This is a genomic window from Kitasatospora sp. NPDC001664 (assembly GCF_053596675.1).
The window spans coordinates 93,011-112,221 of sequence record NZ_JBSFGS010000012.1 but is presented as its reverse complement, the minus strand read 5'-3'; the positions used below and the strand labels follow the sequence as shown (position 1 = coordinate 112,221).

Sequence of the window (19,211 nt, the reverse complement as noted above, 5' to 3'; positions counted from 1 at the left end):
GCAGCGTAGGGGCCGCAAGCGGCATTGGTATAGACCTTGACCCGGTCAATCGTCCTGTGCCAGGGTCTGGGAACGCGGAATTCCATCCGCCGAAAGTGAACCGCTGCCAATCTCTGTCGCCCCGATTCATGGAGTGGCGTTGCCCGGTTTCCCCACCGATGCGCCCCCGCATTCCGAAGCCCCGGAAGGCTGGGTCGATCACTTCCTTTTGGCCGGTCCCGGTCAAGAAGTCTGTCTCCGGTTCGAAAGGCCGGTGACCCGCTCCGCCCTGCGTTCCCTGGTGGACGCGCGGCGGGCAAGCCTCGCCGCCGCCGGGCTCACGGACGGCGGCACGGTGGCCCTGCGGCTGCCGCCCTCGCTCGGGTACGTCGCCGCCCTGCTCGCCGCCTGGCAGCTGGGCGCCCAAGTGGCCCTGCTGGACCACCGGCTGACGGACCACGAGACGGCGGCGGCGCTGGAGCGCCTGGCTCCCCAGGTGCTGGTCGAGGCGGACCGGCCGCCGCCGGCGGGACTGCGCGGGTTCAGCGAGGTCGAGCCGGTCGTCACCACGCGACCGGACGGCCTGCCCGCGCGGTCACCGCACGCGCTGGTCCAGTTGAGCTCCGGCTCGACCGGGCCCTCCAAGGTGATCGCCCGGACCGCCGGCGACCTGCTGCGCGAACTCGCCGTCTACCGCGCGCTGCCGGGCTTCCCGGCCGCGGGCGGCCGCACCGTGCTGCTCTCCTCCGTGGTCCACGTGCTGGGCCTGGTCGGAGGGCTGCTGCACGCCCTGCACGCCCGGGTCCAACTCACCGTCCCCGAGCGGATGACGGCGGCCGGCATCCTGGCCGCCGTCGCGGAGGAGGACCTGCCGACCACCGTGATCGGTGTCCCGTTCCACGCCGAGCTGCTGGCCGGAGTGCGCGCACCCCGGCCGCTGCCGCACCTGACCGCGATCGTGGTCGCGGGCGAGCTGACCCGGCCCGGAGTGGCCGGGGCGGTCCGCGACCGGTACGGCGTACCGCTCGGCACCATGTACGGGATGACCGAACTCGGCGTCATCGCCACCGACCTGGACGGCACCCTGGCGCCCGCCGTCCGCCCGGTCCCCGGACTGGAGCTGCGCACCGAAGGCGGCGAACTGCACATCCGCCGCCCCGACTCCCCCTATCTCGGGCTCACCGATCCGAGCCGCTGGTCCGACGGCTGGCTGCACACCCGGGACGCCGCGGCGTACGACACGACGAGCGGCCTGCTCACCGTGCACGGCCGCCGCGACTCCCAGGTCTCGATCGGCGGGCTCAAGGTCGACCTCACCGAGGTCGAGCACACGCTGGCCGCACTGCCCGAAGTCCGGGAGGCGGTCGTGGTGTTCGAGCACGGCGCGGTCGAGGCCTACCTGGTCCCCTCCGAGGGGGCCGGGGCCGAACAGATCCGCGCGGGCCTGGAGCAGAGGCTCGCCGGATACAAGCGCCCGCGCAGGCTGGCGCTGCTGCCGGCCCTTCCCCGCACCGCCACCGGCAAGCTGCTGCGCGACCCCGCGGGGCTGCGCGCCGCCGCCGCAGCGCTCTGACCCCGTCACCGCCCTTCCCGCCGAGGCTGGGCAGTGGCTGGGCAGAGCCTGGGCACTTCCTGTGAGTTCTCCCCGTCTGCGAATCCCCCCGTCCCTCCGACCCGTTACGGAGCCCCCCGATGCAGGACACCATCCGCGAGTTCGTGCTCGCCACCCTCACCGCGATGAACTACGACGTCTCCGAGGTCACCGGCGACACCGACCTGGGCCCGGCCGGCCTGGACCTGGAGTCCCTCGCGCTGGCCGACCTGGCCGTCCAGGTCGAGGAGGAGTACGGCGTCCGCTTCGAGCTGGACGACATGGAGGGCACCGCGCTGATGACCCTCGACGAGTTCACCGCCGACGTGGCCAAGCGCCTCGCCACCGCCGGCACCCCGGCGTGAGTGCCGCGCCGCCGCCCGGCCGGGCGGAGGTGCTGGCCGTGCTGGCCGAGTTCGGCCGGCGCGCCCCCGAGGCGGTGGAGGAGGAGCTCGGATCGCTCGAACTCACGTGGTTGCTAGCCGAGTTCGAGCAGCGCCACGGTGAGCTGAGCTACTCCGACGAGGCACTGGACCAGGTCCGCACGGTGACCGACGCGGTGGAGCTGCTGCGGACGGCCGTCGTACCGGCGACGGGCGCGTGACCGTGACCACCACCGACGTGGCGGTCACCGGCATCGGTGTCCGCTCCGCCTTCGGGTCCGGTCTCGACCCGCTGGTCGCCGCCGCCACCCGGGGCCTGTCGGCCTTCGGACCCGTCGGTCGCTTCGACGTGACGCACCGCCAGGCCCGCCGGGCCGCGCTGGCGCCGGGAACCCCCGTCCTCGGCGAAGCGCTCCCGGCCGTCCTGCACGAGGCCGTCACCCAGGCGGGCGTCGACCCCGACGAGGCCGGCCCGCTGCTGCTGGCCCGTCACGGCGACCCCGTGACGGCCGAGGCCTGCCGTCCGGTGCACGAGCGCTGGGGCGACGGCCGGGTCTACACCGGGGCCTGCACGGCCGCCGGCTCGGCGGTGGCGGACGCCGCCGCACTGATCTCCTCCGGCCGAGCCGAACGGGTCCTGGTCGCGGCCGGGTACCTGGTCGAGCCGGACACCTTCGCGGTCTTCGACGCCGGCCGGGCCCTGGCCCGCGACGGCGTGGCGCGGCCGTTCAGCGCCGGGCGCAGCGGACTGCTGCTCGGCGACGGCGTGGTCGCGGTGGTGCTGGAGTCGGCCGCCGCGGCGGAGCACCGCGGCGCCGAGGTGCTGGCCCGGATCGCGGGCTGGGGCCGGGCGGGCGACGCGTACCACGTCTGCCGTCCGGCGCCGGACGGTTCGGGCCTGGCCCGGGCCGTGCGGTCCGCGCTCGGCCGGGCCGGGCTGACGCCCGACCAGGTCGGCTACGTCAACGCCAACGCCACCGGCTCGCCGCTGGCGGACCAGGCCGAGGCCCGGGCGCTGGAGAGCGTCTTCGGCACCGGCGGGCCGCCCGTCAGCTCCAGCAAGTCGGTGCACGGCCACGCGCTGGAGGCCTCCGCGCTGCTCGAACTCGCCGTCACCATCGGCGCGTTGCGGGCAGGCGTGCTCCCGGTCAACGCGGGCCTGCTCGGGCCCGACCCGGAGTGCGCGCTGGACCTGGTCACCGAGGACACCCCGCGGGCGGCGCCCGCCCACGCGCTCACCCTCAACTCCGCCTTCGGCGGCGCCAACACCGCACTCCTGGTGGCCGCCGCGTGAAGCAGCTCGCCGAGGGGCGCTGGCCCGAGCCGCAGGACGAGGCACTCCCCCGTCTGCCCGGCTTCGCCGACTCCCCGTTCAACCCCCTGGTGGTGGCCGCCGCCGACCGCTGCCTCCAGCAGCACCGAGCGGCACCCCTGACCGCCCTGCTCCTCGTCAGCCACAGCGGGGACCTGGGCACCGCCGAGGCGATCGCCCGCGCGGCGGCGGGAGAGCGACGGGTACCCCCGCTGCTCTTCTTCCAGTCCAACCCCAACGCGGTGCTCGGCCACCTGGCCGCCCGCTGGGGCCTCACCGGCCCGGTGATGGCGGTCAGCCCGTCGAGCGCCACACCCGGTGAAGTACCGCAGGACGCCTACGAGTTGGCCGACCTGCTGCTGCTCGACGGCGACGCCGACGAAGTCCTGGTGATCGCCGCCGAACAGGCGCACCCGAGCGACCCCGGCCGCGCGGTGGCCGTCCTGCTCGCCCCCTGACCCACCTCCCGACCCCCATCCGACGCCGCCCGAGCGGGCGGCGCCGCGCCCCGTGCTCTCCCCGTGCGCCCCGGTGCGGCCTCCAGAAGGGAACCCCTACCCGTGAGCATTCGCAGCATCCGTGCCCGGCTGGCCGCCGATCCGGCCCTCGGCGCCGGGAACGTGCTCACCACCCGGATCGCCCTCGGCGAGGGTCTCGACGAGCCGCTGCTCACCTTCGACACCCCGGTGGACGACCACGCCGCCTGGCAGCCCTTCACCCTGCGCGAGCTGGACCTGGCGGTCCGCTCCCGGGCCGCCGCCCTGCACGAGCTGGGGATCGGCCGCCGCGATCCGGTGGTGGTCTGGTCGACCGCCGCCGCCGACCACGTGCTGACCTTCCTGGCCGCCGCCCGCCTCGGCGCCATCCCGGCCCTGCTCAACCCCAACCTGGACGGCGAGAAGGCCGCGCTCTACATCCACCGCCTGCGCGCCACCGGCATCCTGACCGACGCCGAGCACCGCGAGCGGCTGGCCGGCTACGACCCCGGCGCCCCGCTGCTGCCGGACGTGGCCACCCTGGGCCTCGGCGACCCGGCCAAGGCGCCCGAGCCGTACCGGCACTGGGGCGGCGACCCGGTGGCGATCACCCACTCCTCCGGCACCACCGGCCTGCCCAAGGCCGTGGTCCACTCGCACGACAGCCTCTACGCGGCGATCCGCTACCGGCTCGCGCTGCCCCGCCCGCAGGGCTCCGAGCGGATGCTCTCCGCGCTGCCCGCCCCGCACGCGGCCACCCTGATCATCTCCAACCTGGTGATGAGCCAGCACGCCCAGCTCGCGGTGCTCTCCAGCCAGACCGGCGCCGGGGTGCTGGACGCCATCGAGCGCTGGCAGCCGGGCGGTGTGATCGGCTTCGCCGCCACCTGGGCCGACCTGGCCCGGCACGACCTGAGCGAGCGTCAGCTCCAGTCGGTGGCGCTGTGGTGGAACACCGGGGACTGCGCGCACGAGGCGCACATCCGCCGCCTGATCGCGGTCGGCTCGCGCGAGTCCGTCTCCCGCGAGGGCCGCGTCCGCACCCCCGGCTCGGTCTTCGTGGACGGCCTGGGCTCCACCGAGATGGGCCACTCGCACTTCTTCATCAGCCACAGCCAGGGCAGCGACCGCTACGGCCGCTGCGTCGGCCGCCCGCACGCCTTCGTGGACTGCGCGGTGCTGGCCCCCGACGGTTCCGAGCTCGGCCCGCACGAGATCGGCGAGCTGGGCACCAAGTCCCCCACCCTGGCGCTCGGTTACTGGAACGACTCGGTCACCACCTACCGCACCCGGGTACGCGGCTACTTCCTCACCGGCGACCTGATGTACCGGGACGAGGAGGGCTACTACTACCACGTGGACCGCGCGGTGGACTCGGTGGACCTCGGCAACGGCCACCGGCTGCTCACCGCGATGAGCGAGGAGCGGGTGCTGGCGGCCTGCCCGGACGTGCTGGACTGCACCGTGGTCGCGGTCCGTGAGAACGGCGCCGTGGTCACCGACGTGCTGCTCCAGCTGGCCCCGCAGGCCGACCAACTGGCCGACCGCAGCAAGGAGGTGACGGCCGCGCTGGACGAGTGGACGGCCGCCACCGTGCGCCGGGTGCTGGTGGTGCCGGACGAGCGCATCCCGCTCGGCCCGACCGGCAAGGTCCGCAAGATCCTGCTGCGCGAGCGGCACCTCGCCGAGTCCGCGGCCGCCGCCCTCGCCGGGAACCCGGAGTGAGCGCGCAGCTCGGCGCCGCCGTCACCGGTGTGGGCCTGGTCACCCCGCTCGGCCGCAAGGCGGAGGAGGTGTTCGAGGCGCTCACCTCCGGCCGGTCCGGGATCACTTCGGTGCCGGAGGGCCACGCCGCGCACGGCTGGCTGCCGTTCGCCGGGATCGCCCCGCACGTCGACGGCACCGAGGTGCTGCCGCCCACCGAGACCCGCTGCGTGGACCGCTTCGTACTGCTGGCCCTGGCCGCCGCCGACGACGCCCTCGCGGAGGCCGGCCTGGTGGTCGGCCGGGACGTGGATCCGGAGCGGGTCGCCGTGGTGATCGGCACCGGCGGCGGCGGTCTGGAGACCTTCGAGCAGCAGTCGCACCGCCGCCTGGAGCGCGGCCGCCCGGCCGTCAGCCCGTACCTGCTGCCGGGCATGCTCTCCAACATGGCGGCCGCCCGGATCGCCATCAAGTACGGGATGCGGGGCTACAGTTCGGCCCCGGTCACGGCCTGCGCGGCCGGTGCCCAGGCGATCGCCGAGGGCCTGCGGCTGATTCGGGCCGGCGAGGCCGACGTGGTGGTCTGCGGCGGCACCGAGTCCTCGCTGCACCCGACCATCGCCGCCGCCTTCACCAACGCCCGCGCCCTGGCGCAGGGTTGGGATGACCCGGCGCAGGCCAGCCGCCCGTTCGACCGGCGCCGCAACGGCTTCGTGCTGGGCGAGGGCGCCGGGGTGCTGGTGCTGGAGCGGGCCGAGCACGCGGCCGCACGGGGCGCCACCGTCCGGGCCGAGCTGCTCGGCTGGGGCGGCAGCACCGACGCCCACCACCCGACCATGCCCCGCCCGGACGGCGCCGGGGCGGCCGACTCGATGCGGGCCGCGCTGCGCAGCGCCGGCCTGGCCCCGTCCGACATCGGCTACGTGAACGCCCACGGCACCGGCACCAAGCTCGGTGACACGGCCGAATCCTCGGCGCTGAACGCCGTGTTCGGCGAGGACGGGCCCGCCGTCAGCTCCACCAAGGGCGCCACCGGCCACCTGCTGGGCGCGGCCGGGGCGGTGGAGGCGATCGTCTCGGTGCTCGCCGTGCAGCGGGGCCAACTGCCGCCCACCGTCAACCTGGAGGACCCGGACCCGGCCTGCGCGCTGGACCACGTCCGGCAGGCGCGCCACACCCCGGTGCGGGCCGCGCTCTCCAACTCCTTCGCCTTCGGCGGGCACAACCTCAGCCTGATCTTCGGCCAGCCGTCCACCACCGGCGCGCCTCACCAGCCTGGAGAGATCCGTTGACCGTCCAGAGCATCGCCCACGTCGAGTTCCACTGCGCGGACGCCGACCGCTTCGCCGCCGACCTGGCCACCGCCTTCGACTTCACCGTCACCCCGGCCCCGGCCGAGCCGGGGGTGCGCCGGATCTGGCTGACCCAGGGCACCATCCGCTTCCTGCTGGCCTCGGCCGAGCAGCCGGACCACCCGATCGCCCAGTACGTGGAGCGGCACGGCGACGGGGTCGCGGTCTTCGCGCTGGCCTGTGCCGACCCGGCCGCCGCACTGGACCGGGCGCTGCGCGGCGGGGCCCGTCCGCTCGCCCCCGGGCTGGTCGCGGGCTTCGGCGACGTGGCCCTGCGCTTCGTCCCGGAGAGCGACCAACCGGCCGACCAGCACGGCCTGCTGGGCTTCCTGGACCACGCGGCGCTGTGCGTGCCGGCCGGCGAGCTGGGCGCGGCGGTGCGGTTCTGCGAGGAGGCGCTGGGCTTCCGCCGGATCTACGAGGAGTACATCGAGGTCGGCCGCCAGGCGATGGACTCCAGCGTGGTGCAGAGCCCCTCGGGCCGGGTGACCTTCACCCTGATCGAGCCGGACGCGGCCCGCGAGCCCGGCCAGATCGACACCTTCCTGCGCAACCACGAGGGCGCGGGCGTCCAGCACCTGGCCTTCCACACCGCCGACATCGCCACCGCGGTGCGGGAGTTCACCGCGCGCGGGGTGAACTTCCTGTCCACCCCGGACGCCTACTACGAGCTGCTGCCGTCCCGGGTCGGCCCGACCAGCGTGCCGGTGGAGACGCTGCGCGAGCTGGCGGTGCTGGTGGACCAGGACCACGGCGGCCAGCTGTTCCAGATCTTCACCCGCTCGGTGCACGAGCGGCGCACCTTCTTCCTGGAGCTGATCGAGCGTCAGGGTGCCGAGACCTTCGGCTCCGCCAACATCAAGGCCCTCTACGAGGCCGTCGAACGCCAGCACGCCACCACCGCGGCCAACTGAGAGGAGCCGGAACCCATGACCGACGCCATCGCGAACGAGTTCAGCCTGACCGAGGCGGAGCGCGCCCTGCTCCCCACCCGGCAGGAGCTGGACCACTACGCCGAGCACGGCTGGTACCTGTCGAAGAAGCTGTTCACCGACGAGGAGCTGGACCTCCTCCAGGACGCCACCGACAAGTACTACGAGGGCCACCGGGACCGCACCCTGCCGGTCCGCCCGCCCCGGCTCGCCTCCTGGCAGCCCTCGGACGGCCCCGTCCAGCGGCACAACGACTACATCCACTACGAGAGCGAGGCGGCCGGGCGCATCCTGCGCAAGCCGCTGCTCGGCGCGGTGGCGGCGCTGCTGGCCCGCACCGAGGAGATCCGGGTCTTCCAGGGCACCCTGATCTACAAGCCCCCGGTGGCCGGCGAGCCGAGCAACCTGGTGCCCTGGCACTTCGACAAGCACTACTGGCAGACCAGCACCTCGGACCGGATGCTGACCGCCTTCATCCCCTTCCACGACTGCGGGGTGGAGAACGGCACCATCACCATGGTGGACGGCAGCCACCGCTGGCGGGAGCTGCCGGCCGGCGAGGACTCCAGCCGGCACTTCGCCGAGCGCGACAACTCCGAGCTGGACGACCTGCTCGCCGCCAACGCCGCGTTCAACGGCGTCGAGGTGGTCAAGGTCCCGGTCGAGATCCCGCGCGGGCACGTCTCCTTCCACCACTGCCGGACCTACCACGGCAGCGGTCCGAACCTGGCCGCCACCCCGCGCCGGGCCGTCTCGCTGCACCTCCAGGACGGCGCCAACGAGTACCGCCCGTGGGCGAAGGCCGACGGCACGCCGGTGGTCTACAACCACGACGTGCTGGTGCGCCGCACCCCGGACGGGCGCCCCGACTACGCCGACCCGGACTTCTGCCCGGTCGTCTGGCAGGGCGCGGTATGACCTCCCCCCACGGCCTGGACACGGTCCGGGACCGCTACCGGATGGTCCGGCTGATCCGCGGCTTCGAGGAGCTGGCGCTGGAGCTGGTCCGCAGCGGCGACATCGTCGGCGGCACCCACCCGTACATCGGCCAGGAGGCGGTGGCGGTCGGGGTCTGCTCGGCGCTGGCCCCGGGCGACCAGCTCACCTCCACCCACCGGGGCCACGGCCACGTGCTGGCCAAGGGCGCCGACCCGGCCCGGCTGCTGGCCGAACTCACGGGCCGTTCCACGGGGTTGAACCAGGGACGAGGCGGCTCGATGCACGCCGCCGACCTCTCGCTGGGCATCCTGGGCGCCAACGGCATCGTCGGTGCGGGCGCCCCGATCGCGGTCGGCGCGGCCTGGGCCGCCCGGCTGGCCGGGCAGCCGCGGGTGGTGGCCAGCTTCTTCGGCGACGGCGCGCTCAACCAGGGCGTGGTGCTGGAGGCCTTCAACCTGGCCGCGATGTGGCAGGTGCCGGTGGTCTTCGTCTGCGAGAACAACGGCTACGCCACCACCCTGCCCGCCTCGGTGGCGGTGGCCGGCAGCGCGCTGGGCCGGGCCGAGGCCTTCGGCATCAGGGCGGTGTCGGTGGACGGCATGGACACCGAGGCGGTCCGGGAGGCCGCGCTGGAGGCGGTCGAGCACGCCCGCTCCGGCGAGGGCCCGGTCTTCCTGGAGTGCGTGACCTACCGCTTCGAGGGCCACCACACCATGGAGCGCCGGCTCAGGCCGACCTACCGCACCGAGCAGGAGCTGGACGGCTGGCGGCTGCGGGACCCGCTCCAGCAGGCCGCCGCGCTGGTCGGGGACACCGCCGACCTGGACCGCGAGGTCGCCGAAGTCCTCTCGGCAGCAAGGGAGTTCGCCCTGAACTCCCCCGCGCCGGAGGTCTCCGGCGCGGCCGACCACCTGTACGCGAGCGGCCTTCGGCCCCGGGCGGGGGCGCTGGGATGAGCTGGCTCTCCTACACCAAGGCGCTCAACCGGGCGCTCGGCGACGCGATGGCCGAGGACCCCTCGGTGGTGCTGCTCGGCGAGGATATCGGCGCCGGGCTGGCCGGGCCGACGCTCGGGCTGCAGAAGCGCTTCGGTGCCGAGCGGGTGGTGGACACCCCGCTCTCCGAGCAGGGCTTCACCGGCATGGCGGTGGGCGCGGCACTGGCCGGGCTGCGGCCGGTGGTGGAGTTCCAGATCCCCGCGCTGCTCTTCCTGGTCTTCGAGCAACTGACCAACCAGGCGCACAAGTTCTCCCTGATGACGGGTGGCCAGGCCTCCGTGCCGCTGACCTGCCTGGTGCCGGGCTCCGGCTCCCGGGACGGCTGGGCCGGGCAGCACTCGGACCACCCGTACAGCCTGTTCGCCCACATGGGCGTGAAGACCGTGGTGCCGGCCACCCCGACCGACGCCTACGGCCTGCTCCGCTCGGCCGTCGCCGATCCGGACCCGGTGGTGGTCTTCGCCCCGGCCGCCGCGCTGGCCGTCCGGGACGACGTGACGGCGCCGCTTCCGGCCATCCCGCTCGGCCGGGCCCGGATCCACCGCGAGGGCACCGACGTCACGGTGGTGGCGGTCGGCCACCTGGTGCACGAAGCCCTGGCGGTGGCCGAGGAGTTGGCCGAGGAGGGGATCTCGGTGGAGGTCTTCGACCCCCGCACCCTGTACCCCTTCGACTGGGACGCGCTCGGCGCCTCGCTGGAGCGCACCGGCCGCCTGGTGGTGGTCGACGACTCCAACCGCAGCTGCGGCATCGGCGGCGAGGTGCTGGCCACCGCGGCCGAGCAGTTCCGCCTGGTGGCCCCGCCCCGACGCGTCACCCGCCCGGACGGCACCGTCCTGCCGTTCGCCCGAGACTTGGACCGCGCCCTGCAACCGGGCCGGGACCAACTGCGCCACGCCGTGAGGACCGTGGCCAAGCACTGACCGCAATCACTGTCCCCCTCCCGTTTCCACTTCCTGAGGAGCAGTCATGTCCAACCGTTACCACTGGGACCGTTCGCACCCCGGTCTGACCAGCCTGCAGGCGGCGATCGACCCGCTGCGCCGCGAGGTCGTCGGCCACACCATCTACGGTGAGCTGAACAGCCACGAGCGGGTCACCGCCTTCCTGGAGCGCCACGTCTTCGCGGTCTGGGACTTCATGTCCCTGCTGAAGAGCCTGCAGCGCGAGCTGACCAGCGTGGACGTCCCGTGGGTGCCCGCCGGCCCGACCGCCAGCCGCCGCCTGATCAACGAGATCGTGCTGGTGGAGGAGAGCGACGAGCTGGGCGAGGGCTTCATCAGCCACTTCGAGCTCTACCTCGGGGGCATGGCCCAGGCCGGCGCCGACACCACCGCGGTGGAGGCCTTCCTGGCCGAGCTGGGCCGGGGCACCGCCGTGCCGGAGGCGCTGAAGCTGGCCGGCGTGCCCGGGGCCGCGGTCGACTTCACCTCCACCACCTGGGAGATCATCGAGAACGCGCCGGTGCACTGCCGGGCCGCCGCCTTCGCCTTCGGCCGCGAGGACCTGATCCCGGAGATGTTCGAGCAGGTCATCAGGATCGAGGACCCGGACGGCAAGCTGACCACCTTCAAGGACTACCTGGCCCGCCACATCGAGGTGGACGGCGAGCAGCACACCCCGATGGCGATGCAGATGCTGATCGACCTCAACGGCGACGACCAGGCCAAGTGGGACGCCTGCGCCGAGACGGTCCGTCAGGCGCTGGCGGCCCGGGTCCGGCTCTGGACGGGCATTCAGGAGGCGTTCCCGGCGGTGCCGCTGACGGTCTGACGACCTGACGGACGGTGAGGGGCGGACGCGTCCGCACTCTGGACAGATACTGACGGGTACATGTACAAAAGCTGTCCCGGCAGCGTCCGCCCCTCTCGCCCTCACACGTTCAGCGCGCCCTCGTACCGCCCGTGTCCCCGCACCGCCGGTCGCCGCCGAAGCCGCATCTGCCCCCGCCCCTCCGAGGAGCATCATGCACTTCCGCACGCGCACCGCCGCCGTCGCCACCGTGGTCGCCCTGGCAGCGGGGACGGTGGCCGCCGCCGCGCCCGCGCCCGCCGCCGCCCCGGACCGCAACGGGGCCCGTACCGTCCGCGACGTGGTCACCGACCAGGACGGCAGCCGGCACGTCCGCTACGACCGCACCTACGCCGGACTCCCGGTGCTGGGCGGCGACCTGATCGAGCACCTGGCGCCGGGCGGCGCCCTGCGCGGCACCGACCGCGCGGCCGACGGCCCGGTCGCGGTCGCCTCCACCACGCCGAAGGTCTCCGGCGAGCGTGCCGGCGCCCAGGCCGTCCAGGAGCTCTCCCGCGCCGCCGGCGCCGACGGCAAGTCCGTCCAACGGGCCCAGGCCAAGCCGCAGTTGGTGATCGACGCACTGCACGGGGCGCCCCGCCTCGCCTGGCAGACCACCGCCACCGGCCAGGACTCGCTGGGCAACCCGGTCTCCCGGACCGTCCTGCTGGACGCCCGCACCGGCGCGCAGATCGACGCCTGGGACGCGATCGAGACCGCCTCCGGCGACGGCCAGTCCCTCTACGGCGGCACCGTCCCGCTGGAGACCACCGTCTCCGGCTCGACCAACCAGCTCAAGGACCCGACCCGGGGCAACACCTACACCGGCGACGCGGCCAACAAGACCGACCTCTGCTTCGGCTCCATCTGTTTCAGCCGGGCGCCCGCGACGCTGTTCACCGACGCGGACAACCACTGGGGCAACGGCACCACCACCGACCGGGCCTCGGCCGCGGTGGACGCCCAGTACGGCACCAACGTGACCTGGGACTACTACAAGAACGTCCACAGCCGCAACGGCATCGCCGGCGACGGCAAGGGCGCCTACAACCGGGTGCACTACGGCAGCAACTACAACAACGCCTTCTGGGACGACAGCTGCTTCTGCATGACCTACGGCGACGGGGACGGCAACGTCTTCGGCCCGCTGGTCGCGCTGGACGTCGCCGGGCACGAGATGTCCCACGGCGTCACCTCGCGCACCGCCAAGCTGGTCTACTCCGGCGAGTCGGGCGGCCTCAACGAGGCCACCTCCGACATCATGGGCACCCTGGTGGAGTTCTACGCCGCCAACCCCAACGACCCGGGTGACTACCTGATCGGCGAGGAGATCGTGAAGCCCGGCTTCGGCAAGGCCGCGCTGCGCTTCATGGACAAGCCCTCCAAGGACACCAAGTCGGCCGACTGCTGGAGCTCCTCGGTCGGCAACCTGGACGTGCACTACTCCTCGGGCGTGGCCAACCACTTCGCCTTCCTGCTCGCCGAGGGCAGCGGCGCGCGCGTGGTCAACGGCGTCTCCTACGACAGCCCGACCTGCAACGGCTCGACCGTCAACGGCATCGGCCGGGACAAGCTCGGCAAGGTCTGGTACCGGGCCCTGAGCACCTACATGACCTCCAGCACCAACTACGCGGGCGCCCGCACCGCCACCCTCAAGGCCGCCACCGACCTCTACGGGGCCGGCAGCACCGAGTACGCGGCCGTGGCCGCCGCCTGGTCGGCGGTCGCGGTCAACTGACCCTGCCTCGGCACCCGATCGGCCCGGACCGGCTCACGGTCCGGGCCGAAGTGCTCGGTGAGGCGGTCCAGCAGACGCTGGAAGTTGGCGGTGTCCTGCTCGTTCAAGGTATCGGTCCGCAATCCTGAGGGTTCGTTCGTTCGACCCTGCGATGCTCTCCCGAACGGCTCAACAGCCGATAAACGACACGCCGTTCGAACCGGAACCGATCGAACCCGTGCGCCGGGTCGTCAGAACCGTCCGAGCACCCGGTCGACCGCGATCTCGATCGCCACCCGGGCCGGGTTCTCCCGCGGCGCCCGGTAGCGGGCGGTGTAGCGGGCCACCGCCTCCGCCACCGCCCCGGGCTCGTCCCGCACCACGGCCCGGCCCTCCAGCGTGCACCAGCGCGCGCCGTCCACCTGGCAGACCGCCACCCGCAGGCCCTCGGGCCCGGCGGCCAGCACGTTGCGCACCTTGCGGCTGGAACCGCTGCTGATCACCCGGGCCGTGCGGGTCGCCGGGTCGTAGGTGACGCCCACCGGTGCGACGTGCGGGGTGCCGTCGGGGCGCAGCGTGGTGAAGGTGGCCAGGTGCCGCTCGGTCCAGAAGGAGAGGAAGGAGTCGCCGAGCGCGTCGAGATCGTGAGACATGCTCCGCATGCTACGGGGCCGGACGCGGCAAGGCCGTGACACCCCTGTGGCAGCTCCGTGGCAGCTCAGAGCTGCTTCCCGGGCCCGCGGCGCGGTAGCGTCAGCTCCGTCGCCCGCGTGGTGCGGGCGGCACGGGCGCCGTGCGGCGCCACGGGGAGCCGGGCGCGGGAGCGCCACGGGGAGGAGACACGGTGCGGGAGTTCGCGGTCGAGGGGTTCGCGGCCTGGCCGCCGCAGGGCGGGGCGAAGCGGCGCGGCAAGGACCTGCGGGCGAAGACGCCCCGCGAGGCGCACGCCTGGTTCGAGCCGCCGGTGGACCGGCCCTCGGTGGTGGAGTCGGTGGAATCGGCCAACGCCGGCCGGCTGGAGTCGCTGGTGCCGATCCGGGTCGGCCGGATGGCCGCCTCGCCGTTCGCCTTCCTGCGCGGCTCCGCCGGGCTGATGGCGGCCGACCTGGTCACCACCCCGACCAGCGGTCTGACCGCCCAGCTGTGCGGCGACGCGCACGCGGCCAACTTCGGCCTGTACGGCGACGCCAGGGGCCGGTTGGTGATGGACATCAACGACTTCGACGAGACGGTGCCCGGCCCCTGGGAGTGGGACCTCAAGCGGCTGGCCGCCAGCCTGGTGCTGGCGGGCCGTCAGGCCGGCGCGGACGAGGACGCGTGCCGCCGGGCCGCCTTCGACGCCGCCGGCTCCTACCGGCGCACCATGCGCCTGCTGGCGGGGCTGCCGGCCATAGACGCCTGGAACGCGGTGGCCGACGAGCACCTGGTGACCTTCGCCGAGGCGCAGGACCTGCGGGTGATCATCGAGGGGGTGGCGGAGAAGGCGCTGCGCAACACCAGCGCGCGCTTCGCCTCGAAGTCCACCGTCCAGGAGCCGGACGGGCGTTCGCGCTTCGTCCCGGCGCCGCCGGTGCTCCGGGCGGTCCAGGACTCCACCGCCGAGGCGGTGGCCGCCTCGCTCACCGCCTACCGCGAGAGCGTCCCGGTGGAGCTGCACCCCCTGCTGTCCCGCTACAGCGTGCAGGACGTGGCCTTCCGGGTGGTGGGCACCGGCAGCGTCGGCACCCGCTCCTACGTGGTGCTGCTGCTGGACCAGCGCTCGGAGCCGCTGGTGCTCCAGGTGAAGGAGGCCCGCCCCTCCGTGCTGCTGCCCCAACTCGCCCGCGCCGGCTACCCGGTGAGCACGCCCGTGGCGCACGAGGGCCAGCGGGTGGTGCTCGGCCAGAAGCGCATGCAGGTGGTCACCGACGTGCTGATCGGCTGGACCACGGTGGACGGACTCCCGTACCAGGTGCGGCAGTTCCGCAACCGCAAGGGCAGCGTGGACCCGGCGGCGCTGCAGCCCGCCCAGCTGGACGACTACGGCCGGCTGACCGGCGCGCTGCTGGCCCGGGCGCACGCGCACACCCTGGACGCCGCGGTGGCCTCGGGCTACTGCGGCAAGAGCGAGGCGCTGGACGAGGCGGTGGCCGCCTTCGCGGTGGCGTACGCCGACCGGACCGAGGCCGACCACGAGGAGCTGGTGGCCGCCGTCCGCTCCGGCCGCCTCCCGGCCGAGTCCGGAGTCTGACGCCCCGTCCCCTCCCCTCTCCTCCCCTGCTGCTCACCGCCGGGGCGCATCCGTTCGAGGGTGCGCCCCGGTTGCTCGGGCGGCGGCTCGAACGGTGGCTTGAACCCGGCGCGCGCTTGGCCGGTTCGCCCCCTACCTGACAAGGTCTGCGGGGCCTACGGTCAGTGGTGGCCCGGACCCGCTCCGTATCAGGGAGTACACCCCCCATGACCACTGCCCCCCTCATCCCGCTGCACTGCCTGCGCCAGCTCGAACCGGGGCCGCCGCGCCAGGCCGCCCTGCCGACCGGCACCCCCGTCTGGCTCTGCACCCGGCACGCGGACGTCCGCCAGGCACTCACCGACCCCCGTCTCGGCCGCGCCACCCTCTACGCCGAGGACGCCCCGCCGGTCACCCTGACGCCGAACATCCTCGACGTGCCCGACACCCTGATCAACCTGGACGGCCCCGAGCACCAGCGGCTGCGCCGCACCGTACAGCGCGCCTTCACGCCCCGGGCGATCGAGCGCTGGCGGCCCTGGGTCTCCTCCGTCATCGAGGAGCTGCTCGACGAACTCGCCGCCCAGGAAGGGCCGGTGGACGTCATCGGCGCCTTCACCCGCCCGCTGCCGGTCGCGGTGATCAGCCGGCTGATGGGCCTGGACGGCCTGGACATGAGTCGCCTCGGGCACTGGAGCGACCACGCGCTCTCCACCTCCGCCTACACGGCCGAGGAGATCGGTACCGCCATGGGCGAATTCGCGGGCTTCTGCCACCAGTTGGTGGTCGACCGGCGCAAGAACCCGGGCGAGGACCTGGTCAGCAGCCTGGTGCAGGCCGCCGACGAGACCGAGGGCGTCACCGACGAGCAGGTCATCATGCTGGTGCTCGGCCTGGTGGTGGCCGGCCACGAGACCACCATGACCACGCTGGGCAACGCGCTGGTCTACCTGCTCGGCGAGGACCGTGCCGCCTGGGCCCGGATCGCCGAGAGCAAGGAGGCCGCGGGCGCGGCGGCCGAGCAGGTGCTGCGCACCATCCCGCTGGGCGACCGGGAGGCCTTCCCCGGGCTGCTCCGCCGGGCCACCGAGGAGCTGGAGATCGGCGGCGTGACCATCCCGGCCGGGGCCATCGTGGCCGCCGACACCGGCGCGGCCAACAACGACCCCGAGGTCTACTCCCCCGTCCCCGAAGGCGGGTTGCGCGACCTCTTCGCCCCCCTCGGCACCCCGAGCCTCACCTTCGGTGCCGGCCCGCACCACTGCCTCGGCGCCTGGCTGGCCCGGATGGAGCTGGAGGACGGCCTCAACCGCCTCGCCGCCCGCTTCCCCGAGCTCTCGCTGGCCGTCCCCGCCGAGTCCATCGACTGGCGCACCGGCCTGCTCACCCGCAGCCCCAACACCCTCCCGGTCACCTGGTGACCGCCGCCCCCGGCCCGCTCGAGACCCGGGTGGACCGCACCCGCTGCGTCGGCACCGGCGCCTGCGCCGCCACCGCCCCCGACGACCTCACGCTCACCCCCGACGGCCGCGCCCACCCCCTGCGCACCACCCCCAGCGACCTCGACCTCCTCACCGAGGCCGCCGAACTCTGCCCCGTCGAGGCCCTCACCATCCACCGCACCGACACCGGCGAACAGATCGCCCCGTCCTACTGAGCACCGGGGCCGCCCGTCCCGCCCGGCGGCGCGGGCGGCCCCGCCCTGGAGAGCACCATGCCGTTCGAAGACGCCGTCCGCGCCCGGCTGCTGGCCCCCAACTTCTGGTACGTCGGCACCGTCAACGCCGACGGATCGCCCCAGGTGAGCCCGATGTGGGTGGACCTGGAGGGTGATGCCGAGCTCGTGTTCAACTCCTCGGTCGGCCGCGTCAAGGAGGAGAACCTCCGCCGCGACCCGCGCGTCTACCTCTCCCACGCGGACCCTGCCGACCCGTACGACCGGGTGCAGATCAGCGGGGTGGTGAGCCGCTTCGTCGAGGGCCCCGAGGCCGTCGAGCGGATGGACCGCCTCGCCCGCAAGTACCTCGGCACCGAACGCTACGAGTGGCTGGTCCCCGGCGAACACCGGGTGGCCGTCATCGTCCGCCCCGTGAAGGTCCGTCACATCGTCGGCGTGGAGCCCTTCCGCGCCGGGGCGGGGATCCCCCGGGACCCGGCGGGCTGACGGGTCGCCGGGTAGTCCGCCGGCCCGGCGACGGAACCGAGCGGGTCACGCGGCGGCGGGCCCGCCCGTCACCAGCTCGGCCAGTGCCCGCGGGGCACCGGCCTGGCCGCGGATGCCCGGGAAGGCGTTGACGTCCACGATGACCGGTTCGCCGGCCACCTCGAGGACGTCGACGCCGTACACCGTCAGACCGAAGGCCTCGCCGCAGCGCAGTGCCAGCTCGGGGTAGCGCGGCCGGTGGTCGACGGACCGCCGTTCCCCGTCGGCGAGTTCGGAGCGGCGCAGTTCGCCGAAGACCTGCTCGCCGACCACCCAGAGCTTGTGGTCCCAGCCGTCCCCGGGCAGGAACGGCTGGTACACCAACGGCTCCCCCGGCCAACGGGCCGTCAGTTCCGCCAGCTCCGCCGCGTCCCGGACCCCGGCGACCAGGTCGTCCTTCCGGCTGTGGCGGCTCTTCACCACCGCCGGGAAGCCCTGCGGCCCGGCCGAGGTCGCCACGAACGGCAGCCCGGCCGCCAGGGCGGTGGCCGCCATCCACGCGCGGTCCTGGCAGTTCCCGGTCGCCCCGGCGGAGTTCACCACCACGGCGCCGCGCAGCTCCAGCGCCCGGGCCAGCCCGAGCGCCGCCGGGGTACGGGCCTTGAGCAGGTAGACGTCGGCCGGGTCGGCCAGGTCCGGCTCGCCCCACTCCACCCGGTGCCCGGCCGCACCGAGCTCCCGCGCCGCACCGACCAGCAGCGGATGGCCCGGGTCGCGGCAGATCACCCCGACCCTCACCAGACCGCCCCCGCCACCGGGACCACCGACCGCGGTGCGGGCACGGAGGAGCCCCGCCGGGCCAGGTTGAGCACCGCCCGCGCCACCCGCGGCACCGCGTCCGGCACCTGACGGAAGCTCGGGAAGTCGTTGACGTCCACCACCACCGGCCCGTCGGGCCCGAAGACCACGTCCACGCCGAACAGGTCCAGCCCGTAGAGCTCGCCGATCCGGTGCACGATGTCGGCGACCTCGCGGCCCAGCGGCACCGCCCGCTCCGTCCGCTCCCCCGCCACCAGCGGGGAGGTCCGCTCGGTGGCGAAGAGCTCGCCGTCCGCGCTGTAGACCTTGAGGTCGATCCCGGAGTTGCGCACCCAGGGCTGCGCGATCAGCATCCCCTCTCCCGCGAACTCCGCCTCCAGCGAGGCGAGTTGGTCGATCGAGTCGACCCGGCGGACGGCCCGGCCCCGGCTGCCCTCGGCGGGCTTCACCACCAGCGGGTAGTAGTCCCCGGGGATACCGGCCAGGTCGGACGGCCGGGCCGCCGCCCAGGTGGGCGGCACCGGAAGGCCCTGCCCGGCGGCCCGGATGGCGGCCGACACCTTGTCCCGCACCACCCGGATCGCGCGGGCGTCGTTCACCGTGGTCAGGCCGGCCGCCGAGGCCGCCTCCAGCAGGCCGAGCCCCGGCCCGCCGGAGACCGTCTTCAGCACCCACACGTCGTGGCTGCCCGCCCGCACCAGCCCGTCCAGGGCCAGCAGCGAGCCGCTGGGCCGCAGCACGTCCACCCGGTGCCCCCAGTCCGCGAGCTGCCGGACCACGTCCCGGGGGATGCCGTCGTTCCGGTACAGCTCCTCCACCAGGAAGCAGATCCTCATCCGCCTTCGCCCCCTACCCGCCAGCCGTCT

The 19,211-nt window shown here is 74.1% G+C and carries 21 protein-coding genes; 17 read left to right on the top strand and 4 right to left on the bottom strand.

From position 1 onward, the window contains the following. Positions 1 to 253 precede the first annotated feature (253 nt). The 13 genes from ACWCYY_RS18665 to ACWCYY_RS18605 all read left to right on the top strand — a co-directional run bounded on the left by ACWCYY_RS18665 (position 254) and on the right by ACWCYY_RS18605 (position 13,195). On the top strand, positions 254 to 1,552 hold the full coding sequence (locus ACWCYY_RS18665) for a class I adenylate-forming enzyme family protein (RefSeq protein WP_345279882.1): 1,299 nt from the start codon (positions 254 to 256) through the stop codon (positions 1,550 to 1,552). Between the two features lie 119 nt (positions 1,553 to 1,671). Then, complete coding sequence (locus tag ACWCYY_RS18660; RefSeq protein WP_345279884.1) at positions 1,672 to 1,935, top strand: acyl carrier protein; 264 nt, start codon at positions 1,672 to 1,674, stop codon at positions 1,933 to 1,935. After that, the gene (locus tag ACWCYY_RS18655; RefSeq protein WP_345279886.1) at positions 1,932 to 2,174 is read left to right on the top strand and encodes an acyl carrier protein; all 243 of its coding nucleotides are present in this window, start codon (positions 1,932 to 1,934) and stop codon (positions 2,172 to 2,174) included. The genes ACWCYY_RS18660 and ACWCYY_RS18655 overlap by 4 nt, the downstream gene beginning before the upstream one ends. 2 nt (positions 2,175 to 2,176) lie before the next feature. Beyond that, the gene (locus tag ACWCYY_RS18650) at positions 2,177 to 3,247 is read left to right on the top strand and encodes a beta-ketoacyl-[acyl-carrier-protein] synthase family protein (RefSeq protein WP_345279888.1); all 1,071 of its coding nucleotides are present in this window, start codon (positions 2,177 to 2,179) and stop codon (positions 3,245 to 3,247) included. Beyond that, complete coding sequence (locus ACWCYY_RS18645) at positions 3,244 to 3,723, top strand: beta-ketoacyl synthase chain length factor (RefSeq protein WP_345279890.1); 480 nt, start codon at positions 3,244 to 3,246, stop codon at positions 3,721 to 3,723. Before ACWCYY_RS18650 ends, ACWCYY_RS18645 begins: the two co-directional genes overlap by 4 nt. A gap of 102 nt (positions 3,724 to 3,825) precedes the next feature. Beyond that, positions 3,826 to 5,466 carry a class I adenylate-forming enzyme family protein gene (locus ACWCYY_RS18640; protein ID WP_345279891.1) on the top strand — a complete coding sequence of 547 codons (1,641 nt, stop codon included), beginning with the start codon at positions 3,826 to 3,828 and terminating at the stop codon, positions 5,464 to 5,466. Then, positions 5,463 to 6,737, top strand: coding sequence for a beta-ketoacyl-[acyl-carrier-protein] synthase family protein (locus ACWCYY_RS18635; protein WP_345279893.1), 1,275 nt, complete (start codon positions 5,463 to 5,465; stop codon positions 6,735 to 6,737). Before ACWCYY_RS18640 ends, ACWCYY_RS18635 begins: the two co-directional genes overlap by 4 nt. Then, positions 6,734 to 7,711, top strand: a complete 978-nt coding sequence (hppD, locus tag ACWCYY_RS18630; protein ID WP_345279895.1) for a 4-hydroxyphenylpyruvate dioxygenase — start codon at positions 6,734 to 6,736, stop codon at positions 7,709 to 7,711. Before ACWCYY_RS18635 ends, hppD begins: the two co-directional genes overlap by 4 nt. Before the next feature lie 15 nt (positions 7,712 to 7,726). After that, positions 7,727 to 8,647 (top strand): phytanoyl-CoA dioxygenase family protein, encoded by a 921-nt coding sequence (locus ACWCYY_RS18625; RefSeq protein ID WP_345279897.1) that lies wholly within the window; start codon positions 7,727 to 7,729, stop codon positions 8,645 to 8,647. After that, complete coding sequence (locus tag ACWCYY_RS18620; RefSeq protein WP_449796662.1) at positions 8,644 to 9,624, top strand: thiamine pyrophosphate-dependent dehydrogenase E1 component subunit alpha; 981 nt, start codon at positions 8,644 to 8,646, stop codon at positions 9,622 to 9,624. The genes ACWCYY_RS18625 and ACWCYY_RS18620 overlap by 4 nt, the downstream gene beginning before the upstream one ends. Continuing rightward, positions 9,621 to 10,589 (top strand): alpha-ketoacid dehydrogenase subunit beta, encoded by a 969-nt coding sequence (locus ACWCYY_RS18615; protein ID WP_345279901.1) that lies wholly within the window; start codon positions 9,621 to 9,623, stop codon positions 10,587 to 10,589. Before ACWCYY_RS18620 ends, ACWCYY_RS18615 begins: the two co-directional genes overlap by 4 nt. 46 nt (positions 10,590 to 10,635) lie before the next feature. Continuing rightward, a complete protein-coding gene (locus tag ACWCYY_RS18610; protein ID WP_449796661.1) occupies positions 10,636 to 11,439 on the top strand; it encodes a DUF3050 domain-containing protein in 804 nt (267 codons plus the stop codon). Between the two features lie 193 nt (positions 11,440 to 11,632). Further along, entirely contained in the window at positions 11,633 to 13,195 is a 1,563-nt protein-coding gene (locus ACWCYY_RS18605) for a M4 family metallopeptidase (RefSeq protein ID WP_449796660.1), read from the top strand. Here the strand turns inward: ACWCYY_RS18605 and ACWCYY_RS18600 are convergent. Further along, positions 13,129 to 13,302, bottom strand: coding sequence for a hypothetical protein (locus ACWCYY_RS18600; protein WP_345279907.1), 174 nt, complete (start codon positions 13,300 to 13,302; stop codon positions 13,129 to 13,131). The two genes, ACWCYY_RS18605 and ACWCYY_RS18600, sit on opposite strands and share 67 nt — an antisense overlap. Positions 13,303 to 13,425: 123 nt before the next feature. Continuing rightward, a complete protein-coding gene (locus tag ACWCYY_RS18595) occupies positions 13,426 to 13,827 on the bottom strand; it encodes a pyridoxamine 5'-phosphate oxidase family protein (RefSeq protein ID WP_345279909.1) in 402 nt (133 codons plus the stop codon). Between the two features lie 140 nt (positions 13,828 to 13,967). Here ACWCYY_RS18595 and ACWCYY_RS18590 point away from each other — a divergent pair, with 140 nt between their 5' ends. From ACWCYY_RS18590 to ACWCYY_RS18575, 4 genes are all read left to right on the top strand, one after another. Then, on the top strand, positions 13,968 to 15,404 hold the full coding sequence (locus tag ACWCYY_RS18590) for a DUF2252 domain-containing protein (protein ID WP_449796659.1): 1,437 nt from the start codon (positions 13,968 to 13,970) through the stop codon (positions 15,402 to 15,404). A gap of 206 nt (positions 15,405 to 15,610) precedes the next feature. Next, complete coding sequence (locus ACWCYY_RS18585) at positions 15,611 to 16,804, top strand: cytochrome P450 (RefSeq protein ID WP_345279913.1); 1,194 nt, start codon at positions 15,611 to 15,613, stop codon at positions 16,802 to 16,804. After that, positions 16,801 to 17,040: a ferredoxin gene (locus ACWCYY_RS18580; RefSeq protein ID WP_345279915.1), complete on the top strand. Its 240-nt coding sequence runs from the start codon at positions 16,801 to 16,803 to the stop codon at positions 17,038 to 17,040. The genes ACWCYY_RS18585 and ACWCYY_RS18580 overlap by 4 nt, the downstream gene beginning before the upstream one ends. 57 nt (positions 17,041 to 17,097) lie before the next feature. Further along, a complete protein-coding gene (locus ACWCYY_RS18575) occupies positions 17,098 to 17,547 on the top strand; it encodes a PPOX class F420-dependent oxidoreductase (protein WP_449796658.1) in 450 nt (149 codons plus the stop codon). Between the two features lie 45 nt (positions 17,548 to 17,592). Here the strand turns inward: ACWCYY_RS18575 and ACWCYY_RS18570 are convergent, their stop codons facing one another. Together ACWCYY_RS18570 and ACWCYY_RS18565 are read right to left on the bottom strand one after the other, a co-directional pair. Beyond that, positions 17,593 to 18,324: an ATP-grasp domain-containing protein gene (locus tag ACWCYY_RS18570; RefSeq protein WP_449796657.1), complete on the bottom strand. Its 732-nt coding sequence runs from the start codon at positions 18,322 to 18,324 to the stop codon at positions 17,593 to 17,595. Next, a complete protein-coding gene (locus ACWCYY_RS18565; protein WP_345279922.1) occupies positions 18,321 to 19,181 on the bottom strand; it encodes an ATP-grasp domain-containing protein in 861 nt (286 codons plus the stop codon). The genes ACWCYY_RS18570 and ACWCYY_RS18565 overlap by 4 nt, the downstream gene beginning before the upstream one ends. Positions 19,182 to 19,211: the final 30 nt, after the last annotated feature.